We start from the raw sequence: 25,761 nt of genomic DNA on the forward strand, positions 1-25,761 counted from the left end.
TCAGAACCAGTCCGGGTGCATGCGCGCGTAGGAGTCCTCGCCCGTGCGGCACAGGTGGGCGAGCAGCGGCACGCGCGGCACCTCCACCGCGAACCAGTACTGCGCGGCGGCGAGCTTGCCCTCGTAGAAGGCGGTGTCCTCGGGCGTGGGCGCGAGCGCGAGGCCATCCTTCGCGGCGGCGGCCTGCGCGAGCCAGCGCCACGCCACGGCCACCACGCTGAAGAGCTCCAGGAAGTCCGTGCTGTGGCGGAGCATCACGTCCACTTCCCCCGCCATGCCGCGCGCGCTCAGCTCCAGCGTGAGGGCCGCGGCCTGCTGGAGTGCGTCCTCCATCGCGTCGCTCCACGCGGGCTCCACTCCAGCGGCGCGGGCGCGTGCGGTGGTGGCCCGCACCTCCTCGTCGAGCGCCTGGAGCGCGGCGCCGCCCTCCGCCACCGCCTTGCGCCCGAGCAGGTCCAGGCCCTGGATGCCGGTGGTGCCCTCGTGGATGCTGTTGAGCTTCTGGTCGCGCAGCCACGCTTCCGGGAGGTACTCGCTGGAGTAGCCGTAGCCGCCGTGAATCTGGAGCGCGAGCGCGTTGGCTTCGAAGCCCTTCTCCGCGGGGAACGTCTTGGCGATGGGCGTGAGCAGATCCAGGAGCAGCTGCGCGCGCTTGCGCGTGGCTTCGTCCGGGGCGTGGTGGGCGAGGTCCGCCTGCGTGGAGGCGGTGAGCAGGAGCGCGAGGCCGCCCTCCACGATGGCCTTCTGGCGCAGCAGCATGCGCCGCACGTCCGCGTGTTCAATGATGGGGGATTGGGCGCGCGTGGTGTCGCGGATGCCGGCGGGGCGGCCCTGGGGGCGCTCTCGCGCGTAGGCGAGCGACTCCTGGTAGGCGACGGCGGCGGTGGACACGCCGTTGAGGCCCACCATGATGCGCGCCTCGTTCATCATCTGGAACATGCACGCGAGCCCGCGTCCGGGCTGGCCCACGAGCCAGCCGTGACAGTCATTGGCTTCGCCGAAGTTGAGGACGAGGCTGGGCAGGCCGCGCCAGCCAATCTTGTGGATGACGCCGGCCACCTGGACGTCGTTGGGGACGAAGGAGTCCCCTTCCGGCCTGCGCGCGGGCACGGCAAAGAGGGACACGCCGCGCGTGCCGCCCTCCGCGCCCTCGATGCGGGCGAGGGTGAGGTGCACGACGTTGTCGGTGAAGTCCTGGTCGCCGCCGCTGATGAAGATTTTCGAGCCCTGGAGGCGGTAGGAGCCATCCGGCGCGGGCGTGGCGCGCGTCTTCACGTCCGCGAGGCTGCTGCCGGCCTGGGGCTCGGTGAGGGCCATGGTGCCGGTCCACTCGCCCCGGTACAGCCGGGCCATGAAGGTGTCGCGCAGGAAGGGCGTGCCGAAGACTTCCAGCAGGTGCGCGGCGCCGATCGTGAGGCCCAGGTAGCCATAGGCGCTGAGGTTGGCGGCCATGAGGTAGGCGCTGGCCACGGCGTGCACGGTGAGCGGCAGTTGCTGGCCGCCGACGTCGGGAGGGCGGGTGGCGGTGAGCAGGCCCAGGTCGACCATGCCGGCGTAGAGCGAGCGCATGGCCGGATGGACGCGCACGCGGCCGTGTTCGAAGACGGGCGGGGCGGCGTCCATGGGCCGGTAGGTGGGGGCGAGCACCTCGCGGGCGAAGCGGCGGGTGCTGTCCAGGAGGAGCGCGAAGGTGTCGCGCGAGTGCTCCTGGAAGGCAGGCAGCGCGCAGAGGGCGGTGGTGTCCAGCGCTTCGTAGAGCTGGAAGTCCACATCGCGGTCCGACAGCAGGGGGTTGGGGCGGGGCACGCTCATGCCCTGGTTCCCTACCAGGACGCGATGGGGTCGTCGAAGTCGTCGTGCGGCGGGCATTCACCGCCGGACGCGGGAGGAGCGGCCTCCGGGCGTGGGGCGGGTGGGGGCAACGAGGGCTTGGGCTTCCAGGGAGGGGGTGGGGGGCTGGGGCGTTGGATGCCGGTGGTGTCTGGCATTGGCGCACCTCCATGTGGGGTGTCCCTGCGGCTCTTTGGCAAAGGTGCGTCCCATGTCTGTCCATTGCCAGGCGGGGGACCCCGGGGTCGCAGACACGGGTGGGGACGGACAGGGAGGCAAGGTCCCGCAGGGCGTGTCGGCTCAGGCCTGCGGGAGGGGCAAGCGCGACGTACCGTTGGAGGTGGAGGTGGTTCAGATGCTCATCGTCGGCGCGGTGCTGGTGGGAATCCTGGTGATGATGCTGGTGATAGGTGGGGTCCTCGTGGGGGGTGTGCTCGCGCACAAGAACGCGCGCGAGGATGACGCGCGGTGGGCGAAGGAAGACGCGGAGCGCGCGTCACGGCGCGACCGGGACATGTCCGGGCCCATGGGTGGGGAACCCTTGCACGCGTGAAAGCGTGAGGTGCTTTCCTCGCGTGGGTGCGAGGATGCGCCGTGCGATTCGCGCTGCTGTCATTGCTGGTGGGGTGCGCGGGTGGGCCGGGCACCATTGCCGAGGTTGAGCGTGCTCGGGGGCCCTGGTCCGAGGTCCCTGCGGTCGAGATGCCGACGGGGGAGCGGTCCATTCCCATTTCGCTCCTGCGCGACGTGGCGGATGCGCTGCTCCGACTTCCGGGGGCGAAGACGTGCGACCCGGGCACTCAGCGACCCATTCCAGGTCTCTCCACGGAGTACTGCTCGACGGTCTACGTGGCGGGAACGCGTGACTCCTTGTCCTGGCGAGTGACCGAGCCCACGCGGGAGCGCCACAACCGATGCACGCCCTTCTTCGCCGTGGAGGATGCGGACCATTCTTCTTCCCAGGTCTGGGTCGTGGGCTACATCCACAACCATCCCTGCGGAGCGGTGCCCTCGTCTTCGGACCTGGGCGCCTGGCCTACGGATGCGTTCAGGCCCGCCGTCGCCATGGCGGAGGTCCGATTGATTCCAGGCAACCCCGCACCGGCCCGGTTCCAGGACACGTTCCTCGAAATGGCCTCCGCCGTGGTCGCGGAGCGACGGGATGGAACCCGCATCTTCCTGCGCTACTTTCCCACGGGTGAGATCGAACAATGGAGCGAGGCCCGGCGGAATTGGGTCTTCTTGGGGCGCTGTGCGCCCGCTCCTGCCGGCAGCATCAGTGTCGCGCCCCGTTGCGAAGGTGGCGCTCTCCGGTTGTTGCGTGAGTAGGGGACGGCGGATGCGACAGGTGCATGGATGGCTGGGACTCCTTCTGGTGCTGTCCGGGTGCAGACATCCCGCGGCTGCGTGGAAGGGTGTCGTCGAATGGCCGGATGAGCGCTCGGCCCGGCCTGTGGAGAGCCCGATGCCCGCAGGCGCGGCGCAGGCCGCGGTGGGCGCCGTTCGTGAGTTCATCAGGACGAACCCACGCCGGTTGTTCTCCGGCTGCGAGCATCCCGAGGACGGACTCAACGTTTCGCTCTTCACGGGGCCGACGCCCGGGCTCTACTACGTGCTGTTGGATCCCGACTTCGAGCGATGCGTGGGACCGCGTCGGCGCATCCTGGATGGCTGGTTCTTCTACGCCGTTACCCCCGAGGGGGACGTGGTCGCCGAATCGCCGGGGCCTCCGGATGAAGGGACAACTGCTGAGCCACCCCAGGCCCCACCGCCCGCGCCGGAGCCACAGGTTCCTGCTCCTAACGGGGACGCGGAGCGTAGTAGCGGCGCAGCCAGCGGCTGAGGCCGTCCAGGCCGGGGAAGAGGACCCGCTCGGTGATGTTCGCCTGGTCGAGCTTGTCCCTGATCTCCCACTTGAGCCGCGCTGGCACCACCAGCCTGCGCACGCCCTGGTGCTGGTGCCCCAGGAACTCGTTCAGGCTCAGCCCTGGCCCGTTCATCACCGAGAACAGCGCGAACTGATTCACGATGCGCGCATCCAGCGACGGCGGCTCGAAGAACAACACGAACGGATGCTCCCCCAACCCGTCGAACGTCGCCAGGTCCCCCGCCACTGTCGCCAGCATCTCCGCCGTGAACACGTCCGCCCCCTCCAACCGCAACTGCTCACGCAGCGGCCGGGGCAACTGCTGGTTCGTCTGGTGATAGTCCACGCACCACACGGCGCCGTCCTGCTCCAGCAGGTCCATGCGCTCCGTCATGAAGTGCAGCGCCACATAGGGACTGAACGTCCAATCCAACAGCCGCGTCGGCATCCCGTGATGCTGCGCCAGCGCCAGCCAGTCCCAGATGGACGTCAGCCGCTCGGTGCCCGGCACGCCTCGCGCGTACTTGCGGAAGGCCCGCAGCAGGTCGCGCTCCAACCGCACGAACGCTCCCTGGCGGTTGAGCGTCGCCGTCAAATCCAACGTCGCGTCCGGAACGCCCCGGAACACGAAGCTCGTGCGGAACCGGCCCAGCGGCTCGTTCCATGAACCCGCGAACACCAGGTCCTGCAACTCCAACCAGGATGTGACGCGATGCTCCTGCATCCGCTGCCCCCTCGCCGCCTGACAAGGTGGGCCCGGTCCTACCGGAACGCAGCGGCCGGGCGCTCAGGACGCCCGGCCGGCTCAATCACAGCGATTGAAACAGAGACAGCTACGGCTGCCCGAAGTTCGCGGGCTGCGTGAAGGCATACGAGCTGGCGCCCGGCGCCTTGTCCTGCTGGAACATGGGGCACTTGGCGCAGGTGAAGCTCTCCCAGTCCTGACGGACCGCCACGTCGATGCAGCCGCCGTAGAAACGGCAGTGGACGTTGCGGTGCTCCTCAATGGAGAAGGTATCGGCCCGCAGCGGGAGGTGGAACTTGGTGGGACGCGGCTGTGGACAAGGCATTGGATTCCTCTAGCCCCCCTCGTGGGTGCTGATTCCCTCTACTGACTGGTGCGTCGCGTCATTCCCGGCAGTCCGTCACCCGGACACTGAACGCTTGCACCCCGCCTCATCGCTGCCAGCAGAAGACCGTGTGGGTGTGACACATTCAAAAGGCACAACAGCCTAATGACGTCGGGCGTCCCTGGCCCGTCCCGCCAGGATGTCTGCCTTCACGCGGAGCAACCAGCCGAGCAGGCCGTCGGAATCTTCACGCCCGGAGCGCTTTCCCGCGAGAATGCGGCGCGTGAGCTCCCCCGCCGCCCGAACCCCCCGCGATTCCTCCCGCTGGCTGAGCGCCCTGGCCCTGCTGTCGCTCGTGCTGCTCAGCGGCTGTTCCGCCTTCTCCCGCGCTGTGCGCGAGGGCGACGGCGCCGTGAAGGAGCGCCACTGGGCGGAAGCCGAAGCCGCCTACCTGCGCGCCCTGGCCGCGGATCCGGAGGCCTCCGAAATCACCGTGAAGCTGCGCGCGGTGCGCAGGGAGTGGGGCGAGGAGGTGTACCAGGAGGCCGGCGCCGCCCATTCCTCCGGGGACCTGCCGTCCGCCACCAAGCTGCTGGTGCGCGTGCTGGAGCTGAACCCCGACCATGAAGGGGCTCGCGCGCTGCTCGCCCAGACGCTGGATGCGCGCGTCCAGGTGGCCCTGGGGCTGCTCAAGGAGGAGAAGCTCCAGGACGCCCGCACGGAACTGGACGCGGTGCTGGCCGTGGCGCCGGACCACGTGAACGCTCGCAAGGGCGTGGACGCCGTGCAGGTGGCGTGGGCCAAGCGCTTCTTCTCCAGCGCGGAGACGCTGGAGAAGGCCGGCAAGCTGGGCAATGCGCTCGTGGCCTACGTGCGCGCGGACCAGGAGCGCGTGGGTGCCACCGCCGCCCGTGAGCGCGCGGAGTCCGTGCGGCAGCGGCTGCGCGACGAGGTGGCCTTCCTGGTGGTGGCCACGCCCGTGGAGGACAACGCCCAGGCCCCCGACGTCGCGCAGCGGCTGAGCGCGGGACGGCTGGCCTCGGCGCTCCCCACGAAGCTTCCCCTGAAGGTCGTGACGGAGGCGCCTGCGGGCCGCGTGGGCGTGAAGCTGGACCTGTCCCTGGAGCGCGTGCTGCCGCTCAAGGCGGTGGAGGATTCCCAGCGCAGCCAGCGCTACCTCGCCGGCAACCGCTCCGTGCCCAACCCCAAGCGCGGCGACTACGAGAAGAAGCTGTTGGACGCGGAGCGCACCCTGGAGGGCGTGGAGCGCAAGCAGGCCGCCGTGCTGCGCGAGTACCTCAAGGCCCAGTTGGAGCTGGGCACGCTGCGCGACGTCGCCGAACGCTGCCGTGAGCGGGAGAAGCGCGAGTGCCGCGCGGCCATCCAGGAGTGCGGCGAGGAGGCCCGCGACGCGAAGAGCCCGGGCAAGGTGCCCAGCGAGTGCGACCCGGAGCGGTGCTCGGGGCAATGCACCCAGGATGAAGGCCTGATGTCGATGAAGTCCAAGGCGGCGCGCGTGCTGGAGGTGGCGGTGCAGGTGTCCCTGGACAAGGCGGAGACCCAGCGCACCGAGGTGCAGCGCAACCGCGACTCCGTCTTCCGCGAGCCCATCACCGTGGAGGAGCCCATGTACTCGGACTTCGTCTACGACGTGCAGCTGCACCGGCTCACCGTGACGGCCACCGTGACGTCGGTGATGCGCGACCTCTTGACGCCCCAGCAGGTGCCCGCGCCCAACACGCAGGACTACGCGGTGCTGCACGAGGACCTGGCGCACAAGGGCTATGACCGCTACGGCGTGCTCGCGGACCCCGTGCAGCTGCGCAACGAACTGGAGCTGCGCGTGGACGCGGGCGACAAGGCCGTGGCGGACGTGGCGAAGCACGTGAAGGAGCGCTTCGACCTGTACCGCGGCAAGCGCGTGGAGGACGCCCGGCGCGGCATGGTGCGCCCCGGCGCGGAGGACGTGGTGGAGACCGCCGTGCGCGCGCTGCTGCTCACCGCGGATGCGCCCCCGCAGGACATCCTCCAGCCCGTCGCCCGCGCGCGCGGCCTCACGAAGCCCGAGGCCCTGCTCGGCGTCGGCCAGTAGCGCGGCGGCCTCGCACCGCCGGGCTCGCGCCCACCTCCCGCGCCTCTTCTGGCGAGGGAGGCCGGCAGGGCGCCGTCGTGAAGCAGGCCGCCTTCGCCATTCCTCGCGGTGGCGCCCCGGCGTCGGGCAGTAGCGCCCGCCGCGCCTTCAGTCCAGGCTGGCGCTCATCTCCGGGCGCTCCAGCCGCAGCGTCTCCACCCGGCGCCTGCGCGCGCCCGCGATGGTCAGGTGCCACGCGGCCGCGGCCAGGCCCACGCAGAAGCAGCCCGCCCACAGCGCGGTGGCTCCCACGTGGCCCAGCATCGCTCCACCCAGCGCGGGGGCGACGCTGGACGCCAGGCCCCACATCATGTGGTACGCGCCCTGGTAGCTGCCGCGCAGCTCCGCCGGCGCCAGGTCCGCCACCACCGACGGCGCCACCGGCGAGTGGACGATTTCGCCCAACGTCCACACCGCCACGGCCGCCATCGCGAGCGGCACGGTGGCCGGCAGCGCGTGCAGCCCGAAGCCCACGGCGGTGAGCACGCCCGCCACCGCCAGTGCGGTGGAGCGGCGCACCCGGCCCACGCCTCGCACGACGAACGGCTGGAGCGCGACGATGAGCACGCCGTTGACGGACATCACCAGCCCGTACTGGGCGGGCGTCAGGCCCTGCTGCGTCAGCGTCACCGGCAGGCTCATGAAGCTCTGGTGGAAGAGCAGGGCCAGCGCGAACACCGGCAGGCAGAAGGCCAGGTACACGCTGTCACGGAAGGGCGTCAGCACCGCCCCCAGCGGGGAGTGCTCCGCGTGTGCCGCTCGAGCCTCCGGGGGCCGCGTCTCCGGCACGAACGCCCAGACGCAGCAGCCGTAGAGGAACGTGGTCACCGCGTCCGCGATGAAGAGCAGCCGGTAGCCCATCCCCGCGAGCAGGCCCGCCAGCGGCAGCGCGATGGCGAAGCCCAGGTTGATGACCCAGTAGAGCAACCCGTACGCGCGCGCCCGGTCTTGGGGCGGTACCAGGTCCGCCACCGCCGCGGACACCGCCGGCCGATACAGGTCCCCCAGGATGCCCAGGAGGAAGGCCGCCACCGCGATGCGCCCCGGCGTCTCCGAGTGGCCGATGAGCAGCATGGCCCCCGACCCCAGCCACAGGCCCCCCGCGAGCGTCAGCCGCCGGCCCACCCGGTCCGCGAGCATGCCCCCCAGCGGCGCCGCCAGCACCGCGCCCGCGCCGTTGAGCGCCACGATGAAGCCCGCCTGCTCGATGCTGAAGCCGCGCTCGCGCGTGAGGTAGAGCGCCAGGAACGGCGCGACGAAGGACCCCAGCCGGTTCACGAAGGTGCCCACCCACAGGACCCAATACGTCCGTGGCAGGCCACCCCCGCCCAGCGCTCTCAACACCGTGGCAACGGGATTCATGGCGGGATGCCCGACGGACGTGGAGAGGAGGGACTGACCGCGGGCGCGCGCCAGCATGCGCTCGCGCCCCGCGCGTTTCCATGCGCCCTCTGGCTCACACGGGCGGTTGGAGCCTCATGCATTCCAGTCGCGCGCGAAACGCGACTTCCCCGGGCGCACCTTCATGGCGCTGGACATCGTTGGCGGGCTCCTCCAGGTTGCCGCGCCAATCCACACCCTGGAAGGCGGGACGCAAGGCGGGCATGGGGCAGGTCATCGGACTCCTGGGGGTGTGCCTCGTCTTGGGCGTGCTGGCGCGACGCAGCGGCCGGTTCCCGGAAGGGACGGCGCCCGCGTTCAACGTCTTCCTCCTCAACGTGTCGCTGCCGGCGCTGGTGCTGCGCGCCATGCACCGGCTGGAGTTCGCGCCCGGGCTGGTGGTGGCCGCCGCGGCGCCGTGGCTGCTCTTCGTGGGAGCGGTGCTCTTCCTTCGCCTGCTCGGGCCCCGGCTGGGGCTGTCGCGCGAGTCGGTGACGGCGCTCATCCTCACCGCGGGGCTGGGCAATACGGCCTTCGTGGGCCTGCCCATGGCCGCCGCGCTCCTGGGGCCCTCGAGCGTGCCGGTGGCGGTGGTGGCGGATCAGCTGGGCTCGTTCCTGGTGCTGGCGACGCTCGCCACGCTGACGGCGGCGAGGGCCAGCGCCCGGACGGAGCTGTCCGTGCGCACGCTTGTTCGCAAGGTGGTGGGGTTCGCCCCGTTCCAGGCGCTGGTGCTGGCGCTGCTCCTGCGCCCCTTTCCCTTCCCGGATTGGCTGGAGTCCGTGCTGCAGCGGCTGGGTGACCTGCTCACGCCGCTGGCGCTCTTCGTCGTGGGCTTCCAGCTGCGGCTGAAGGGGCTCTGGCCACGTGTGCCGGCGCTCGCGCTGGGGCTGTCCTACAAGCTGGTGCTCGCGCCGCTGGCGGTGCTGGGCCTGCTGATGCTCATGCCTGGGCTGGCGCTGGTGGTGAGGCAGACCACGGTGCTGCAAATCGCCATGGCGCCCATGGTGACGGCGGCCATCCTCGCCGCCGAGCACGACCTGGACGCGGACCTGGCGGTGCTGATGGTGGGCGTGGGCATTCCGCTGTCGTTCGCCACCGCGCCGCTGCTCCTGTCGCTGGTGCACTGACGCCCGTTCGGCACGGGCGTCAGGGGTTCGTTTCAGGCGAGCGCCGTGGTCTCGAAGGAGAGCTCGACGCCATTGGGCTTCACGCGCATCTGTGGGCGCGACAGCACATGGCAGTGCGGGCAATAGCCGTGGGCACCCGCTGGCGTGGCCCGGATGGAGACCGCGCCGCCACACATCATGCAGCCCTCGGGAAGATCGAAGTCCGCGAACCGCTCTCCGCTCTGGGTCTCGAATTGGGTCATGCCATTGAGTTAACGCAGGATCTGCCCGACACAAGCAGACCGGCTCCCCTCCCGCGAGGACCCGGTATGGCGCCTTGCCCCACCTTTCGGGCACAGAAGACGGCCCCTTGGGGCAGCCTGCAAAGGTTACCGGCCGATCTCCGACTGCTCACCCGGCGACAACGCAACCTCTTGAGCGGGCTGGCGAGCGCTGGCACGGGGATTTCATGGCGCACCCCCTCGGACAGCAACGGGACGGGGGAGGTGCGGGATGGGTGCAGGGAACACAGTGAAGGTCATGTGCGACCGGAAGGGCTGGCGGGTGGAGGTGGCGCACTCGGAGGGCGTGCGGCGCTACCGGTACGGCAGCGAGTCGCAGGCGCGCTACTTCGCGGCGGTATTCGAGCTGGGGCCGAGCGTGCTGCCCCCCAAGAACCACGCGCGAAGGCGGCAGGAGCCCTGCTTGGCTCTACCCAATGAGGTCTCTTTCGGAGAGGCTTGGCTGCATGAGTGATGCTCCCAAGCCCAAGCCCTTCATCCTCCCCAACCGGCAGCACGTCACCAAGGAGCCGGATCCGGGCGGCCGTTGGTCCGCGCAGTTCCCGGAGATGATTGGTTACACCAGCCAGGGCGGCGGCAAGGTGCCGGCCGACTTCGGGTGGAACACCAACCCCAAGCAGTGGCAGGAGGAGCTGACGCCGCAGACGCTGGCGGAGCGCTTCGAGGAGCTGCGCATCCTGCCTCCGAAGAAGGACGCCCCCGCGCTGCCCGCGCAGGCCACGCCCGCGAAGCCCTGAATCGGCGGGCCGTCCCCTTCCAGGGCTCGGAAGGTTCCCGGGCCCTGTGTGGAGGCGTGAAGCCCGCTAGCTGAACGGCAGACTGGCCAGCCGCTCGCGGAAGCGGGCGAGCAGGTCTCGCGCGCCGGCCTCGTTGAGCCCCTCCGAGGCCTCCTGACGGCCCTTGCGCAGGAAGACGTCGAAGGGCGCCGAGCGGCCCGAGAGCGCGCCCGCCGCCGCCACCGCCTCCTCCAGGACCCGCGCCGCGCCCGAAGAGCCCAGCTCCAGGTGCATGTCCACCTGCTCCAGCCGGGCGCTACTCGCGGCCCACACGGCGCGGTCGTGCACGGTGAGCCACGCGCGGGTCAGCTCCTCCATCGCGTCCTCCATCAGCGCGAGGAAGGGCTCCACCATCCCGGGCAGCACCTCCGGCCCCAGCGCGGACTGCGTGCCCGCTTCGCGCAGCCGGCCTCGCGCCGCGACGATTTCGCGCTTGGTGGGCGTCTTCAGCGCGAGCGACGCGGGCAGGGACACGAACGCGGCCAGGCTCTCCTCGGCCTGCCTCGCCAGCGCGGGCCGCTGGGCGTCCGTGGCCTTCGCGGCGCGCTCCAGCCGGCCCTGCAGTGAGCGGCGCAGGTCCGCCGCGGCGCCTCGCAGGGCCACGCGCGCGCCCACCTGGTTCGTGTAGCCGGGCACCACGTCCTCGCGGCGCACGTCCGCGAAGGCCGCGGCGGTGAGGTACACGAGGTCGCCGATGCGGTTGCGGAAGTCCGCGCGCGACGCGGCGAGTTCCGACATCAGCGTCCAGCGGTCGCTCACCACCTCCGGCCGGCGCATCTGCACGCCCAGCTCCTGCACGCGCTTGGACAGGCGCTCCGCGCTGGCGTGCAGCACGGCCTCCGCTTCCTGCGACAGGCGCTCGTCGGAGCTCGCGGGCGGCGGGGCCCAGCCGCCGTCGTTGGACGCGGCGGGGCGCGCGGGCGGCGGGAAGGCGTCGCGGATGGCGGCCACCAGCTTGTTGACGTCCGTCAGCGTCTCGCCGATGGCGGGCGCCATGGTCTCCCAGAGGGACAGGTCCGCGGCGTCGTCGGGTTCGGCGGTGGTGGGCTCGTACTTCACGATGCTCAGGTGCCCCAGCCGGTCGATGGCGACCGCGGCCGCCTGGTAGACCTTGCGCAGCCGCGTCGCGAAGTCGCGATCCATCAACGCTTCGAGCAGCGCATCCAGGCGGGGCGGCAGGGCATCCTGCGGGGGACGGTTCTTCGAAACGACCATGGCGCGTCACCCTAGCCCAGCCACCCCACGGATACGTCAACGGGGGGAGGTGGGGACCGGCTCCACGCTTTCCGGCGTACAGTGGAAAGACGGGGAGAAAACGCATGACAGGTGGCATCCAGCGCCGGCGATGGGTGGCCGGCGGGCTCGGGCTGTTGTTTCTGGGGGGAGGCCTGGCCTTCATGGCTTCCGGGCGGTGTCTGTCCGCCTGGATGTTCCAGGGCGTGGAGGTGCCGTGGTGTCCGGACGGCGAGTTCCGCCAGACGGTGAGCATGTCCGCCAGCGGGCTCGCGCGAGGCGCCTCCAGCCGGGTGACCGTCTGGGCGCAGGCGCACGGGATGGACGCGGAGGGTCGCGAGCTCGAGGCCCTCGTGGGCCGTGGCACGGCGGAGCTGTTCCTGGTGGACGCGTCCGGCAAGGAGACGCCGCTGCCGCTGGACGCCAAGGGCCGCTGGGAGCGCGAAGACTCCGGTTCCCTGTGGGCGCCGGTGACGCTGCCCGCGGTGCCGGACGGCGACTACCAGCTGCGCGCACGCCTCACCACGCCGCTGGGCACCGGCACGGTGGACGCGGCGCTGCCCCTGTACGCGCCCGCGCGGGTGCGCGTGCTGACGGACCGGCCCCTCTACGAGCCCGGGCACCGGGTGCGCTTCCGCGCGGTGGCGCTGCGCGCGAAGGACCTGTCGCCGCTCGATGGACGGCCGGGGACGTGGAAGGTGATGGACCCCTCCGGCGAGGTGGTGCTGGAGGAGCGCGCGCCCGCGGGCAACTGGGGCGTGGTGGCGGGGGACTTCCCGTTGGACCGGGGCGCGCCCACGGGCACGTGGACGGTGGCGTGGACCAGCGGTGGCGCCTCCGGTGACGCGACCTTCACGGTGGAGCCCTTCACGCTGCCGCGCCTGCGGATGGAGGCGATGAGCCCCCGGCCCTTCTGGCGCGCCAACGACACGCCGGAGGTGACGGGGCAGGTGTCCTACGCGTCTGGCGCGCCGGTGGCGGACACGGACGTGACGCTGGCGTGGAGCCACGCGGGCGCATGGCCTCCTCCGACGGAGTGGCTCCGGGGCGAGCTGCCCACGAAGGCGCGCACGGATGCCGCCGGCCGCTTCCGCGTGACGCTGCCGCGCGTGCCCCAGGACCTGCGCGGCCAGGCCACGCTGAGCGCGAGCCTGGAGGCGAAGGACCCCACGGGCGAGCCGGTGCGCGGCGGCGTGTCGCTCCTCCTGTCCGAGGACGCGGTGGCCGTGTCTTCCGTGACGGAGCTGGAGGACGGGCTGGTGGCGGGCTTCAGCAACCGCGTCTACCTGCGCGCCACCACCGCGTCGGGCCAGGTGCTGCCGGGCGCGGAGGTGATGGTGACGCGCGCGTGGGACCCTCGCGACAAGGGCGTGAGCGCAGTGGCGGACGAGGACGGCGTGGCCGCCTTCCAGTTGGACCCGGGCCCCGCGGTGAACGTGGTGGTGCCGCCGCTGCCGGTGCGCGTGCAGCCGCGTCCGCCGCCCGTGTCGCTCGCGTCGTCGAGGGATCTGCTGGGCGCGCAGGGAGGGCAGTCGTCGCTGGAGGATCAGCTCGCGCTGGAGCGGCTGTTGCCGGTGCTGCATCCCTGCGCGCGCTTCGTCAGCCCGTCCTCCGGCGCCTCCATGGCGGAGTTCGTGGTGCGGGTGGGCGCGTCCGGGCAGGTGCTGGACGTGGCCGGCGCGGAGGAGGGGTTGGAGGCGTGCATGGCGTCGGCGCTGCGTGCGAAAGGACTGCCGGCGCGCGCGGAGCGGATGCTCCAGCTGCGCTTCCAGGTCATGGATCCAGGCCTGCCCTCGATTCGCTGGAACACGCAGGTCGCCTTCGGGGATGAGCGGGGCGTGAGCGAGGGGCTGACGGTCGCCGCGCTGGATGCGCGCTCGTGCCTGCCGCCCACGCTGGACCGCGCCGTGGCGGTGCCCGGGGTGATGACGTGGCGGCGGTGGGCGGACAAGCCGGAGCTGGCGCTGTCGTGGGTGACGGAGCCCGCGACGGATGATGCGCTCCCGGCGGCGGTGCTGGCGTGCGTGAAGGAGCGCTTCGCGCGCATCCGCGTTCCGGCCTCGACGCAGGCGGAGCTGCTGGCGGGACGCAGGCCGTCGGAGGCCATGGGCGTGGTGCGCTTCATCACGCAGCCGACGTACGGCGGCAACGGCATTCCCCGGCCGCCTCAGGCCACCACGTTCCTGGGCTACGAGTTGAAGGTCCGCGCGAAGTGGGACGGCCAGGACATGGGGGAGACGAAGTTCGTGCTGCGCCCCGCGCGCCTGCCGCCGCTGCGCCTCCGCATGACGCCGGTGCTGGCGAAGGCGGGCGAGTCCGTGAAGGTGGAGCTGCTGCGCGGCCCCGGCTTCACGGGCGAGCTGCCCAAGACGCTGGAGCTGGTGGCGGGGCCGACGCGCCTCAAGGAGAAGCTGGACCCGGCCACGCGCTCCGCGCGCTTCACGCTGCCCAAGGACTTCGAGGGCTGGGCGCAGGTGGAGGGCGTGGCGGCGACCGCGCGCGTGTACGTGGCGCCTCGCGCATCGCTGACGGTGGAGGTGTCTCCGGACAAGCCCGCGTACGCGCCCGGGGAGCTGGCGCGTCTCCAGGTCCACACGCGCGTGGACGGCAAGGACGGCGAGGCGGCGGTGGGCCTCTTCGGCGTGGACGAGACGCTGTCCCAACTGGCGCCGCTGCCGGGCGCGGATGCGCTGGATGGGCTGAGGCCTTCTCCGTCGGTGGCCACGCCGGCCTTCGGCGTGCTGGACGGTCAGGCGCTGGCCATGGGGCGCATCCGGGGCGCGAACGCGGCCGCGGCGGCGCTCTTGCGCGTGACGGCGGTGCCCACGCTGGAGGATGTGGAGACGCCCCTGTCGGCGAGCGCCACGAGCCCCTTCTCCCCGGACGCGGAGCTGACGGAGCCCTTCTACGCGGTGCTGACGGAGCTGCACGCACGCACGCGCAAGTGGGAGGAGACCGCGCCCGAGGGTGAGACGTTGAATCCCGAGGGGCTCGCGCGGCTGTGGGCGGAGTCGCTCGCCGCCTGCGAGCAGCGCGGGCAGAAGGTGACGGATGCGTTCGGCCGCAAGCTGCGGCTGTCGCGGCTGCCACAGGACCTGCTGGCCCTCACGGATCCGCGCACGGTGGTGGTGAATGGAACGCGGTTGCCGGAGGACGTCGTGAACTGGGGCGCGTGGGTCGCCCGGGAGGCGCCATGAAGCAGCGCTCGTGGATGTCCGGGGCGGTGGGCCTCGGGGTGGGATTCGTGCTGGGCGGGGTGATGATCGCGGTGGTGACGGGGGAGTCGGTCCGCCGCCTCATGGGGAGCTCCGCCGCCGCGCTCGCGGGGAGTGCGGAGCCACCGGAGGAGTCCGACGGCTTCATGGCGGAACGCCCGAAGAAGTCGATGAAGAGCTTCGGGTCGGCGAACTCCTACGACGACGAGGTCGGGTCTCGCGGTGGTGGTGGACCGGGCGCACCTCCGATGCCCGCGGCCGCGCCCGTGATGGAGCTGGCGGCGCCTCCGGAGCCGGAGATGGAGGAGGGGGGCGCCACCGCGGACAAGGGTGGCGCGGCGGCCGCGCCCACCCGCGCGTGGTTCCCGGAGACGTTCCTCTTCGAGCCGCTGGTGGTGACGGACGCGAACGGCTCGGCGACGGTGCCGGTGCGCGTGCCGGACCGGCTGACGCAGTGGCGGGTGCTGGCGCTCGCGCACTCGCGCTCCGGCGCGCAGGCGGGGGCGGTGACGTCCTTCGCGGGCACGCTGCCCACGTACGTGGATCCGGTGCTGCCGCCCTTCCTTCGCGCGGGCGACACCGTGCGCCTGCCGGTGCAGGTGGTGAACACCACCGACAAGGCCGTGGAGGCCGCGCTCAAGGTGGACGTGAAGGGCGCGCAGGTGGAGGCCGGCGCGCGCACGGTGCGGGTGCCCGCGCGTGGCAGCGTGGTGGAGCTGGTGACGGTGAAGGCCGGAGGCGCGGGGCCGGTGACGCTGCGCGCCTCGCTGGGGGACACGGACGCGGTGGTGCGCGACTTCGACGTGTGGGCCACCGGCCAGCCCGTGGTCCAGACGCGCGGCGGTTCACTGGCCGCGCCGCGCACTCTGTCCCTGGTGGGCCCCGCGGACGCGCAGGTTGGCAGCGAGCGGGTGCGCTTGCAGGTGTACCCGGGCGCGCTGGGCATGGTGCGCGCGGAGCTGGCGGCGGTGGAGCGCCGTCCCGTGGACGTGGCCGGGGATGCGTACGCGTTGCTGCTCGCGGGTCAGGCGCCGGAGCTCTTGAAGTCGCTGGGCGAGACGGCGGACCCCGCGGCGCTGAAGGCGCTGTCGTTGGTGGCGACGCAGCGGGTGCTGCGCGCGGCGCGGGCGCCGTCGATAGAGGTGGCGACGCGGCTCGCGGAGGGCGCGCTGGCCCACCCGGACAACCCGGTGCTCGCGCGGCTGGGCGAGCGGCTGGTGGCGCAGGTGGCCCAGGCGCAGCGGCCGGATGGCACCTGCCAGGGCGGTGACGGCTGGACGCTCCAGCGACTGCTGGTGGCTACGGCGAACTGCGCCCGCACGGTGCGCGCGGCGCAGGGCACCCCGGAGGGCAAGCAGCGCGCGTCGGCCTTCACCGTGCGCGCGTCGGGCGTCTTCGAGCGCTACCTGCCGCAGGTGAAGGACGGCTACACGGCGGCGGTGCTGCTGGCGGAGGGCTCCGCGGAGGGCGGCGTGGCGGACGCCCTGCGCACCCGCGTGCGCGAGGCGCTGAAGACCGGCACGGACGGCACCGCGTGGCTGCCGGTGGAGCCGGACACGGTGCGCGCGGACGGGGAGATGCCCTCGGAGGCGGAGGCCACGGCGATGGCGGTGCTCGCCCTCCAGGGTGATGCGAAGGCGCCGCTCGCGGACCTGGGCGCCTGGCTGCTCGCGCACTACACGCCGGGCCTGGGCTGGGGGGATGGGCAGGCCAACCGCGTGGGGCTGCGCGCGGCGCTGGCCCTCTTCAAGGATCCGCTGCCTGCCCAGGTGCGTGTGTCGGTGGCGCGCGACGGACAGGTCGTCACGGAGGGCACCTACGACACGAAGGCGTTGCGCGAGGTGCTGGCGCTGGAGGCCGCGGCGCCGGGCTCGGCGGGGTCGCACACGTGGACCGTGCGCGCGGAGCCCGCGGTGCCGGGGCTGGGCTTCTCCCTGGCGCTGTCCGCGGCGGTGCCCTGGAAGAGCGAGGTGAAGGGCGGCCTGCAACTGGCCGTGACGGGGCCGAAGGAGGCGCGCGTGGGACAACTGACCAACGTGCGCGTCCAGGTGGGTGCGCCGTCCTCGTTGCCGCTGCGCTTCCAGCAGGAGCTGCCCGCGGGCGTCCAGGTGGACCCCGCGAGCCTGGCCGCGCTCGTGGCGTCCGGACAGGTGAGCTCCTGGGATGTGCAGGATGGTGCGTTGTCATTGGACCTTTCTCCCAGGGAGCAGGGCGCACTGGTGCAGGTGGAGTTCCGCGTGCTGCCCACGCTCGCCGGGACGTTGCAGGCGGGCGCGGCGCGACTGGGCGTGCCTGGCCGGCCGGACATCACCGCGTCGCTTCCGCCCACCACCTGGGCGGTGCGCTGAAGCCCTCCGGCGCTGTGAGTTTGTGGGGTCATTCTCCACTCACGGCGCCGGTACAGGGCCCTTCCGTCCAGCCCCGGAGGCAGGTGGAATGCGCGCCGGAAGCGCGGCAGGGGCCCGTTCCTCCGGGCGCCCCCCGCCCGGTGCAATCGCTGCCCGCGTGCGTACACTGCTAGGTGCACGGCGGAATGCATCGCGCGCGGCAGCGAGGAGACGGATGGAGCTTGAAGGCTCCGAACAGGAGGAACTGACCCACGCCCTCCTGGGCGCGTTCACCTCGTTGGAGGAACTCCTCCAGATGGTCGAGGTGAAATGCGGCCGCAGCCTGGTGCCCCCCGTCGAACGGGAGGGGGCGGCGCGGGCCCGGGCGCTCGTGCGCACGGCGGAGGCGGAGGGGTGGACGGACGTGCTGGTGCGCGGCGCGCAAGCGGCGGCGCCGGGCCATCCGCGCATCCGCCGCTTCCTGCAGGGCTACCTGTCCTCCGTGCAGCGCAGCGTGCCCGGCAGTGCCCTGGCGCGCATCGTCCAACAGTCCAGGCTGGCGCTGACGCCGCAGGCCTGGCGCGACCGGCTGACCACGCTGTCGCGGCGCGTGTGCCGCGTGGAGCTGGAGGGCGGCCGCGCGTTGGGCACGGGATTCCTGGTGGCGCCGGATATCGTGCTGACGAACTCGCACGTCATCGAGCACCGGCTGCTGGAGGCGCTGCGCGTGCGCTTCGACCTGAAGGTGCTGCCGGACCGCATCGCGGTGCATCCCGGCCGGGTGTACGCGGTGACGGCGTGCCTGGCGCAGAGTCCGCACAGCCCGGCGGACCTGATGCACCCGCGTCCGCGCGAGGCCACGCGCGACGAGCTGGACTACGCCTTCCTGCAGATCCAGGACGCCCCCGGCGAGGACCGGGTAGGGGACCAGCCGCGCGGCTTCGTCCCGCTGGCCCCGTCGTCGCCCACGGCGTTCGAGCCTGGCGCGCTGGCGCTCGTGGTGCAGCACCCGAAGGGCCGGCCGATGCAGGTGGCGCTGGACACGTTCCAGACGGTCAACCGCTCCCAGACGCGAGTCACGTACTGCACCAACACGCACCCGGGTTCGTCCGGGTCGCCGTGCTTCACGCCGGACCTGGAGCTGGTCGCGCTGCACCACAGCGGAGACCCGCGCCCCGGCCACGAATCCGCCGAGGACGACGAGGGCATCCCCCTGGACGCCATCCGCGGGAGCCTGTCCGGGAGCGTGCTGCGCCGCCTGGGCTGGGAGTGAGGCCTCGCAAGCGGACGTAGGTCGAGCTGGGAAGCGGGGTTGCTACACCCGTGTTGTGACGAGGCCTCGGATCCGCACGCGTGGACGCGCATGCGAGCGCGGAGGAGGGGACTGCTATCGTCCCCACGCATGAGCCTTCCCGCTCGAAGCACCCTGGCCGCGAAGGGCCCGCTCTCCACGGGCGTGACACTGGCGTGCGCCGTGCTCTGCCTGTGGCCCATGCTCGCGGGCGCGGCGCCGCGCTTCGGCCTCGCCGGCCTGTCGTCCAACAACCAGGTGCGCCTGCGCACGTCCACCGCCCACCTGGAGACGGTGCTGCGCGTGGACCTGCTGCCCACGCCCACGGACGTGTCTCCGGAGTCACCGAGCGACGCGAGCGCGGAGGTCACGCGGGTGACGGTGCTGGTGGATCCGCTGCTCGCGGCGGACGGCACGCAGGTGCCGGTGACGGTGCGCGTGGGCACGACGGAGGGCGCGGCGGACGTGCCCATCTCCGTGCGGCAGCCGGTGACGGTGACGCTGTCCGCGGACCTGCCCGCGGCTGGCGACTATCACGGCCGAGTGGTGCTCCTGGGGGATGGCGTGCGGGAAGCCACTCCGCTCGTCGTGCAGCGCGTGGCGATGGCGCCCACGGTGCAGTTCTATCCGGTGGCTCCCGCGCGCGGTTGGACGCTGGGGCCGTTCTCCGGCAAGGCCACGGTGCGGCTGACCTTCCGGGAGACGGCGGGCGTGAGCGGAGCGGTGGGGCCCGCGGCGGTGGTGCAGCTGGACCGCAGGGCGGGCGGCTCGGGAGACGGTGCCGCGCCCGTGCAGGCGCAGGACGCGAAGTGGTTCTTCCGAGGACCGGATGGCCAGCCGCAAGGCACGGGGAAGGAAGGCATCTTCCATGTGCCCGCCTACGGCACTGGCCTGCTGAGCCTGGACGTGGACGACCTGCCGGAGTCCGGCGAGTACACCGGCACGGTGCGGCTGCTGGTGCCGGAGGGCGCGGCGGTGGAGCAGGCCTTCACCGTCTGGGTGAAGACGCCGGCGATGTTCGGCGCGTTCCTCATCTTCCTGGGCGTGGTGACGTCCGCGGCGGTGCGCTTCTACGTGCAGCGCGTGCGCCCTCGCGTGAACCTGCGCAGCCGCGCGGAGTTCGCGAGACAGAAGCTGCTCTCGCTGGTGCCCGCCCGTCCGCTGGAGCGCGAGGCCACCGTGGCCGCGTCGCTGCGCCGCCAGGTGGACGCGCTCCTCGCGGACATCCAGCGGCCGCTGAGCGGGCTCGTCGTGCAGGACTCCGTGCTCGCCCTCTTCGAGGCGCGCCTCCAGCTCTTCTCCCTCTGGTCCGTGCTCCTGCGGCAGCTGGAGGGGCTCAAGGGCGTGGCGCTGCTGGACGCCGAGCGCAAGCTCAAGGCGGTGGAGACGCTGCTCCAGAATGATGAGGCCACGTCCGCGGACTTCACCGAACAGGTGCAGCTGCTGCGCACGCTCGACCTGGAGGCGGTGGCCCGCGCGGTGTTGGAGGCGCGGCTGACGGAGCTGGAGCAGCAGTCGCGGACGCTGTCCTCCCAACGTGGGGATGACCCCGTGAGCCGCCGGCTCCAGGGGGAGCTGCCCGTGTACGTGCTGCGCGCGCGTCAGCAGTTGCCGGGGCCCGACCTGGAGGCATCGCGCCGGCTGGTGGAGACCGCGCGCGAGGCCTTCCTCGAAATCCTCCTGACGGACCTGGAGGACGCCTTCACCGCGAAGGAGCTGCCCGGCGGCTTCACGCAGGAGGAGTGGGCGGCGCTGCGCCTGCGCGTGGGCGAACAGCTGGCCCGGTCGCGGGCCCGCATGTCCGCGAGCGTGGATGAGGCGTACCTCTACTACCAGTCCGCGCACGCGCTGTACCTGCGCGAGCTGGTGGACAACCTGGAGGAGGCGTTGACGCAGCTCCATGCGCAATCCGGCGGCGGCCTGAACACCCTGACGGACTGGCGCACAGGGGTGGACGCACGGCTGGCGGCGGCGCGTGAGCAATTGGACAAGGGCGAAGCGAACCTGGCCGCGGCGGAGTACCGCGCCGCCCGCGAGGACTTCGCGCGCCACGTCACGCTCCCACCGCCTCCGGTGTCCACGGGCGGCCGGCTGGCCCTGGAGTCCGTTCCCTCCGCCGTGACGCTGGACCCCTTCTCGCAGCCGGCCATGGAATCGCCGCAGCCGTCGCCATCACCTCTGCCCGGCGGTCCCGCCACCGGGAACCTCTCCCCGCTGCCGCCGTCATCGACGAAGGCGAGCACCGACGCGCTGGTGAACCTGGATTGGATTCCCCTGCCGCGCTCGAGGGACTTGTGGAAGGTGGAACTCGCGGTGCTGGGGATGATGTCCATCATCGCGGTGCTGCTGGGGCTCCAGGTGTTGGACGTCTTCGCGCCCACGTGGGGCGGCTCCGGTGGGTGGATGACCGCCTTCCTCTGGGGCTTCGGCCTGCATCAGGTGGGCAACGCCACCTTCGACGGCCTGTGGGGCATGGTGTCGCGGCTGGAGAAGTAGCCTCAGGCCTTCTTGCCGCGGATGGCGCGCGCGGCCAGCTTGTCCACCAGCGCGGGCGCCACCAGCTTGAGCACCAGTCCCACGCGGCCGGTGAGCGTCATCACCAGCTCGCGCTCGCGGCGCTCGATGGCGCGCAGGATGAGGGCCACGCAGGTGTCCACGTCCATGGTGGGGCCCGCTTCGTCGCGAGGGCTCTGTCCCAGGGGCTGGCCCTCCGGACCCAGCGCGTGCGCGCGGATGTCCGTGGCCACGAAGCCCGGTGACACCACGAGCACGTCCGTGCCGGTGCCCAACAGTTCGATGCGCAGCGAATCGAAGAAGCCCTGCATGGCGTGCTTGCTGCCGGCGTAGCCGGTGCGCATGGGCACGCCCGTCTTGCCCGTCAGCGACGACACGGCGACGAGCAATCCCTTGCGAGCCTTTACATACGGCAGCGCGTGGAAGGTGCAGTGCACCGCGCCCAGGTAGTTGATGCGCATGAGGCGCTCATAGAGGCCCAGGTCCTTCACGTCCTCGAAGCGCGAGTGCATGGTGATGCCCGCGTTGTTGACGAGCACGTCCACGCCGCCGAACGCCTCCACGGTGCGCTCCACCAGACTGCGGCACGCCTCCGGGTCGCCCACGTCGGTGGGCACTGCCAGTGCCTTGCCGCCCGCGGCCTCGCACTTCGCCTTCACGCGCTCCAGCGCCTGGGCATCCCGCGCCGCCAGCGCCACGTTCGCGCCCCGGCCGGCCAGGGCCACCGCCAGCGCCTCGCCAATGCCCGCGGAGGCACCGGTGACAATCACGGTCTTTCCTTGCATGGCCCCATCCTCTCAGGGGCGCGGCCCTTCAGCCATGGCCTCCCGCGAACCGCTCCGCGAAGTGCAGTCCGCCAATGAGCAGCAGGCCACACAGGAAGCCCACCACGCGCTGGCGTGAGTCCGGGCCCCGGCGCAGCTCTGGCAACAGGTCCACCGCGCCGATGTAGAGGAACGAGCCTCCGGCGATGGCCAGCACCGTGCCCTGGAGCGAGGGCAGATACCGCGTGCCCAGCAACACGCCGGCGGCGCCCACCGCGGCGGTGAGCTGCACCGCGCCCAACGCGACCAGCGACCGCGCGCGAGTCCAGCCCGCGGCGCGCAGGAGCGCGTAGTCGCCCACCTCCTGCGGCAGCTCATGGACGATGACAGCGAACGCGGTGGCGAAGCCCGCTTGCGGCGACACGAGGAAGGCCGCCGCGACCGCCGCGCCATCACCCACGTTGTGCAACGCATCCGATGCGAGCAGCGCGGTGGGCAGCGTGGGCGAGACCGGGTGCGCATGATGATGGCCGTGCGCGTGTCCGGCGGCGGCCTCCGCGTCGTGATGGTGATGGCCCAGGGCCCACTCCATGAACGTCAGCACGACGAAGCTGGCGAAGGCCCACGCGAAGGCTGCATCGCCCTTGGCCTCCACCGCCTTCGGCAGCACCTCCAGGAACACCGCGCTCAAAAGCGTTCCGGCGGCGAAGGCCACCAGCGCGGGCAGCCGCCGTTGTAGCCAACGTTCGGACAACACACCGCCCGCAAGCCCGGCCAGGCCGTCCAGCCCCACCGCGACGAAGACGAGCAGGACGGTCTGTGTATCCATCAGGGGGCCATCAGCCACGTGAGCACGTCCTGGGGACTGTCCACGTGCACGAAGTGGCCGGCGTCCGGAAGGAAGGCCACGGGGCAGCCACCGTCCTCCAGGCGCTGGGCGCTCTCATCGGACACGTACCGGCTGCGCCCGCCGCGGATGCAGCGCAGGGGCGGGTGCACGGGGCGCTCCACCGCGGGCCACAGGTCCTCGCCGGTGACGCGGCGGTGGAGCCGGAGGAGCGCGTCGCGGTCGAAGCGCCAGCGCACGCCGTCACCGTCGGGCGTGAGGTTCATGAGGATCCAGTCCGTCAGCGGCTCTGACAGGCCGTTCCCAATGAGGTTCGCGCGCAGGTCCTTGCGGCTGTCGGCGCGCGGCGGCGCCTTCAGCAGGATGTCCAGGACATAGCCGCTGTCCGACAGGTTCACCGGCACGGGGCCGGGCGCGATGTCGAGCAGCGCTATGCTGCGCACGCGCTCGGAGGCCTCCAGGCTGGCGGCCAGTGACACGCGGCCGCCCAGCGAATGGCCCACCCAGTCCACGGCGCCGGTGAAGCCCTGCGCGTCGAGCGTGTCCACCACGTCGCGCGCGAGCGTCGTCAGGTCCGCGTCCGGATGCAGGGCCGGGGAGGTGCCGTGGCCGGTGAGGTCGGGCAGGAGGATGCGGCGGCGCGGATCGGCTTTTGTCCACGCGACGGCCAGCGAGCGCAGGTTGCGGCCCGTGCCGAGGAAGCCGTGCAACATCACCGTGAGCACATCCCCCGTGCCCACCTGAAAACTTTCGAGCACCACGCCACCACCGCCTTGTGTCGCATGCCTTGACCTGGAGGCACGCCTGCCGCTTCATACCGCGAACCCCCCTTTCGTCGAGGTGAACCCGATGGCACCTGTCTCCTGGTTGTTGCTGGCGCTCGGCGCCAACCCCGTCGTTGCTCCGGCCTCGGCCCAGGCTCCGGCCGACCCGAAGGTCGCGGTGGCCACGGTGCTGGACGACTGGCACCGCGCGGCGGCGGTGGCCAACGAGCCGCGCTACTTCTCCTTCTTCACGCCGGACGCGGTCTTCATGGGCACGGACGGCGAGGAGCGCTGGACGGTGGACCAGTTCCGCGCGTGGTCGAAGCCCTTCTTCTCCAAGGGCAAGGCGTGGTCCTTCAAGTCGGTGTCCCGCAACGTGTTCTTCTCCAAGGACGGCCAGGTCGCCTGGTTCGACGAGGCGCTGGACACGCCCAACCTGGGCCCCGCGCGCGGCAGCGGCGTGCTGGTGAAGGACGCGGCCGGCTGGAAGATCGCCCAGTACAACCTCTCCGTCCCCATCCCCAACGACCTGATGGGCGAGGTGACGAACCGCATCGCCACGTACTCCAAGACAAAGGCAGCCACACCGCCCGCCCCGGCGAGCAAGCCCGCGCCGAAGCCCTGACGCATGCCCGCCTGCGTCATGCCGGGCTTCATGACAGAACCATGACAAACGCATGGCGGAGCTGAGGCCCTCCGCCATTTCCTACGCTGTACGTTGGAGTCCTTCGCCGCTCTGTAACGGAGGCCCCAACGCATGCGTGTCATCACCCCCGACCTTCTCGTCGCGGCCGTGACGGAACTCTCCCGGGGATCGAAGCTGGTCCGACTGAAGGACGTGCAGGCGTGGTGTGAGTGGAACGGTGTGGATGCGCAGGGCGACGGCCTGCGGAACCAGGCGCTCTGGGAAGCGGAGCGCGCCGAGGCCCAGGGTCAGCGCCGGCTGCTGAAGTTCAAGAGCGGCGAGTGCAAGCAGTCCCGGCTGGGCTGGTCGCTCATCCCCCACGGGACCAAGGCGCGCGAGCTGGCCACGGACCTGCGCTGGTGCGAACAGGCGTGGAACGGCATGGACTGGGAGTGGGTGGGCGGAATCGCCCCCGTCCCCGAGCGCCGTCCCAACCGGGCGCGGACCGAAGAGCAGGCGCCCGCCTCACCGTGAATCCGGGGCGAGCAGGAACACCGCGCCCCAGCGGCTTCAGACCGCGTTCTGGATGTTGTTCAGGTACGTGTCGATGCCGTGCTTGCCATCCAGGGCGAAGACTTCGCCGTTCCCGGCGGAGTCGAAGGTGTGGATGGTCGCTCCTTCCGGATACTGGGTGGACGGGCCGCCGTTGAGGATGCCGATGCCCGGGAAGAGGCCGGACGCGATGCCGCTCACGATGTCCGTCACCGGGTTGAACGCGTGCGTGCCCAGCCACGTGGGCACGGGGTCCTGCTTGTTCACGTAGAAGGTGTACTTGGGCCCGTCCGGGAACGTCTTGCCCGCGCCCGCGAAGGTCGAGACGTTGATGTTCCCGAGCAGCGCCTCGCGCTTGTCGCGGTTGCCATCGCCGAGGACGGGCAGGTTGCCCCAGAAGCCGCCCATGTCGTCCTTGATGCGGTTGTCCACGTCGCGCAGCGCGCTCGACACGATGGCGCCACCCTGGCTGTAGCCGGTGACGTTGACCTTCTTGCCTGCCTGCAGGTCCCGGTAGATGGCGTCCGCCAGCGTCTGGGCCGCCTTGTTGTCGCCAAGGCCCAACCGGTCCATGCCCGTCTGCGTCACGTCCGCGGGCAGCCCCTCCGTGGCGTTGTAGATGGGCACCACGTTGGTGCCCGACTCGTTCGCCAGCTTCTGGGCCTCGCCCGTGGCGTTCCCGTCTCCCTGCGGCTGCGTCAGGATGCCGTTGACGTGGTACGTCGTCGGCGCCGGGGAGGCGATGGGCTTCTCCGGCTTGAACGGCGGCACCTCCGACACGGAGAACTTGTCCGGCGGATAGGCGTAGCCGTCCGAGCCCAGGTACATGCCGTCGTAGGTCTTCGGATCCGCGTTCGAGTCGATCTTCAGCGCGCCGCGAGCCACCTTCGTCGCGTCATCCAGCTGCACCGTGCCGGCCTGCACCGTGCCCGTGTTGGACTGGATGGGCGGCAGGTTCGCGTTGCCGGAGCTGGAGGGCTGGGCGCTCTTCGCCTCGAAGACGTCCTTGGCCGCCAGCGGGCGCGCGAGCGCGTTCTTCGCCACGGGGCCGGTCTGTCCCTCCACGGCGCGCGGCGTCACCTGCCGGACTCCGCCTCTACCCACTCCGTCGATGGACATGTCCCGGACCTTCCGTGCTCGCGGTTCGAGAAGGGTTATCGGGAA

At 71.7% G+C, this 25,761-nt stretch carries 23 protein-coding genes; 13 read left to right on the top strand and 10 right to left on the bottom strand.

Annotated elements, in window-relative coordinates:
- On the bottom strand, positions 1-1,812 hold the full coding sequence (locus D7Y04_RS03155; protein ID WP_121758256.1) for an acyl-CoA dehydrogenase: 1,812 nt from the start codon (positions 1,810-1,812) through the stop codon (positions 1-3).
- Between the two features lie 229 nt (positions 1,813-2,041).
- On the opposite strand from D7Y04_RS03155, the gene D7Y04_RS43945 reads away from it, so the two are divergent.
- The 3 genes from D7Y04_RS43945 to D7Y04_RS03170 all read left to right on the top strand — a co-directional run bounded on the left by D7Y04_RS43945 (position 2,042) and on the right by D7Y04_RS03170 (position 3,673).
- A complete protein-coding gene (locus D7Y04_RS43945) occupies positions 2,042-2,383 on the top strand; it encodes a hypothetical protein (protein ID WP_147477028.1) in 342 nt (113 codons plus the stop codon).
- A gap of 41 nt (positions 2,384-2,424) precedes the next feature.
- Positions 2,425-3,159 carry a hypothetical protein gene (locus D7Y04_RS03165; protein WP_199749604.1) on the top strand — a complete coding sequence of 245 codons (735 nt, stop codon included), beginning with the start codon at positions 2,425-2,427 and terminating at the stop codon, positions 3,157-3,159.
- A gap of 136 nt (positions 3,160-3,295) precedes the next feature.
- On the top strand, positions 3,296-3,673 hold the full coding sequence (locus tag D7Y04_RS03170) for a hypothetical protein (protein ID WP_233601257.1): 378 nt from the start codon (positions 3,296-3,298) through the stop codon (positions 3,671-3,673).
- Here the strand turns inward: D7Y04_RS03170 and D7Y04_RS03175 are convergent.
- Both D7Y04_RS03175 and D7Y04_RS03180 read right to left on the bottom strand, forming a co-directional pair.
- A complete protein-coding gene (locus D7Y04_RS03175; RefSeq protein ID WP_121758258.1) occupies positions 3,630-4,421 on the bottom strand; it encodes an FRG domain-containing protein in 792 nt (263 codons plus the stop codon). The genes D7Y04_RS03170 and D7Y04_RS03175 overlap by 44 nt on opposite strands.
- Before the next feature lie 109 nt (positions 4,422-4,530).
- A complete protein-coding gene (locus tag D7Y04_RS03180) occupies positions 4,531-4,767 on the bottom strand; it encodes a hypothetical protein (RefSeq protein ID WP_120598926.1) in 237 nt (78 codons plus the stop codon).
- Positions 4,768-5,041: 274 nt separating this feature from the next.
- Here D7Y04_RS03180 and traC point away from each other — a divergent pair, with 274 nt between their 5' ends.
- Positions 5,042-6,859 carry an outer membrane exchange accessory lipoprotein TraC gene (gene traC / locus D7Y04_RS03185; protein WP_120598927.1) on the top strand — a complete coding sequence of 606 codons (1,818 nt, stop codon included), beginning with the start codon at positions 5,042-5,044 and terminating at the stop codon, positions 6,857-6,859.
- 147 nt (positions 6,860-7,006) lie between these two features.
- On the opposite strand, the gene D7Y04_RS03190 is transcribed toward traC, so the two are convergent.
- Positions 7,007-8,260, bottom strand: a complete 1,254-nt coding sequence (locus D7Y04_RS03190) for an MFS transporter (RefSeq protein ID WP_120598934.1) — start codon at positions 8,258-8,260, stop codon at positions 7,007-7,009.
- Between the two features lie 242 nt (positions 8,261-8,502).
- Between D7Y04_RS03190 and D7Y04_RS03195 the strand changes: the two genes are divergently transcribed.
- Positions 8,503-9,408: an AEC family transporter gene (locus tag D7Y04_RS03195; protein ID WP_121758259.1), complete on the top strand. Its 906-nt coding sequence runs from the start codon at positions 8,503-8,505 to the stop codon at positions 9,406-9,408.
- Positions 9,409-9,440: 32 nt separating this feature from the next.
- Here the strand turns inward: D7Y04_RS03195 and D7Y04_RS03200 are convergent, their stop codons facing one another.
- Complete coding sequence (locus D7Y04_RS03200; RefSeq protein ID WP_014393545.1) at positions 9,441-9,650, bottom strand: hypothetical protein; 210 nt, start codon at positions 9,648-9,650, stop codon at positions 9,441-9,443.
- Between the two features lie 250 nt (positions 9,651-9,900).
- Between D7Y04_RS03200 and D7Y04_RS03205 the strand changes: the two genes are divergently transcribed.
- Positions 9,901-10,143, top strand: coding sequence for a hypothetical protein (locus D7Y04_RS03205; RefSeq protein WP_121758260.1), 243 nt, complete (start codon positions 9,901-9,903; stop codon positions 10,141-10,143).
- Positions 10,136-10,426 (top strand): hypothetical protein, encoded by a 291-nt coding sequence (locus D7Y04_RS03210; RefSeq protein ID WP_121758261.1) that lies wholly within the window; start codon positions 10,136-10,138, stop codon positions 10,424-10,426. Before D7Y04_RS03205 ends, D7Y04_RS03210 begins: the two co-directional genes overlap by 8 nt.
- Positions 10,427-10,492: 66 nt before the next feature.
- Here D7Y04_RS03210 and D7Y04_RS03215 read toward each other — a convergent pair whose 3' ends face one another.
- Positions 10,493-11,680 (bottom strand): hypothetical protein, encoded by a 1,188-nt coding sequence (locus D7Y04_RS03215; protein ID WP_120598931.1) that lies wholly within the window; start codon positions 11,678-11,680, stop codon positions 10,493-10,495.
- A gap of 104 nt (positions 11,681-11,784) precedes the next feature.
- Between D7Y04_RS03215 and D7Y04_RS03220 the strand changes: the two genes are divergently transcribed.
- From D7Y04_RS03220 to D7Y04_RS03235, 4 genes are all read left to right on the top strand, one after another.
- Positions 11,785-14,895 (top strand): MG2 domain-containing protein, encoded by a 3,111-nt coding sequence (locus D7Y04_RS03220; protein WP_121758262.1) that lies wholly within the window; start codon positions 11,785-11,787, stop codon positions 14,893-14,895.
- On the top strand, positions 14,892-17,261 hold the full coding sequence (locus D7Y04_RS03225; RefSeq protein ID WP_199749605.1) for an alpha-2-macroglobulin family protein: 2,370 nt from the start codon (positions 14,892-14,894) through the stop codon (positions 17,259-17,261). Before D7Y04_RS03220 ends, D7Y04_RS03225 begins: the two co-directional genes overlap by 4 nt.
- A gap of 214 nt (positions 17,262-17,475) precedes the next feature.
- Entirely contained in the window at positions 17,476-18,513 is a 1,038-nt protein-coding gene (locus tag D7Y04_RS03230; protein ID WP_120597418.1) for a trypsin-like peptidase domain-containing protein, read from the top strand.
- 129 nt (positions 18,514-18,642) lie between these two features.
- Positions 18,643-21,027, top strand: coding sequence for a hypothetical protein (locus D7Y04_RS03235; RefSeq protein WP_121758264.1), 2,385 nt, complete (start codon positions 18,643-18,645; stop codon positions 21,025-21,027).
- Between the two features lie 2 nt (positions 21,028-21,029).
- Here D7Y04_RS03235 and D7Y04_RS03240 read toward each other — a convergent pair whose 3' ends face one another.
- Genes D7Y04_RS03240 through D7Y04_RS03250 form a run of 3 tightly spaced genes read right to left on the bottom strand, consistent with a single transcriptional unit; the run spans position 21,030 to position 23,417 of the window.
- The gene (locus D7Y04_RS03240) at positions 21,030-21,830 is read right to left on the bottom strand and encodes an SDR family oxidoreductase (RefSeq protein WP_121758265.1); all 801 of its coding nucleotides are present in this window, start codon (positions 21,828-21,830) and stop codon (positions 21,030-21,032) included.
- 28 nt (positions 21,831-21,858) lie between these two features.
- A complete protein-coding gene (locus tag D7Y04_RS03245; RefSeq protein ID WP_147452122.1) occupies positions 21,859-22,656 on the bottom strand; it encodes a ZIP family metal transporter in 798 nt (265 codons plus the stop codon).
- On the bottom strand, positions 22,638-23,417 hold the full coding sequence (locus D7Y04_RS03250) for an alpha/beta fold hydrolase (protein ID WP_120578231.1): 780 nt from the start codon (positions 23,415-23,417) through the stop codon (positions 22,638-22,640). The genes D7Y04_RS03245 and D7Y04_RS03250 overlap by 19 nt, the downstream gene beginning before the upstream one ends.
- Before the next feature lie 88 nt (positions 23,418-23,505).
- On the opposite strand from D7Y04_RS03250, the gene D7Y04_RS03255 reads away from it, so the two are divergent.
- Positions 23,506-24,045 carry a nuclear transport factor 2 family protein gene (locus D7Y04_RS03255; protein ID WP_121758266.1) on the top strand — a complete coding sequence of 180 codons (540 nt, stop codon included), beginning with the start codon at positions 23,506-23,508 and terminating at the stop codon, positions 24,043-24,045.
- Between the two features lie 132 nt (positions 24,046-24,177).
- On the top strand, positions 24,178-24,579 hold the full coding sequence (locus D7Y04_RS03260) for a hypothetical protein (RefSeq protein WP_121758267.1): 402 nt from the start codon (positions 24,178-24,180) through the stop codon (positions 24,577-24,579).
- A gap of 36 nt (positions 24,580-24,615) precedes the next feature.
- Here D7Y04_RS03260 and D7Y04_RS03265 read toward each other — a convergent pair whose 3' ends face one another.
- The gene (locus D7Y04_RS03265) at positions 24,616-25,716 is read right to left on the bottom strand and encodes a PE-PPE domain-containing protein (RefSeq protein ID WP_121758268.1); all 1,101 of its coding nucleotides are present in this window, start codon (positions 25,714-25,716) and stop codon (positions 24,616-24,618) included.
- Between the last annotated feature and the right edge of the window lie 45 nt (positions 25,717-25,761).

The sequence above is a fragment of the Corallococcus sp. AB038B genome, assembly GCF_003668955.1.
GTDB classification, from domain to species: Bacteria; Myxococcota; Myxococcia; order Myxococcales; family Myxococcaceae; genus Corallococcus; species Corallococcus exiguus.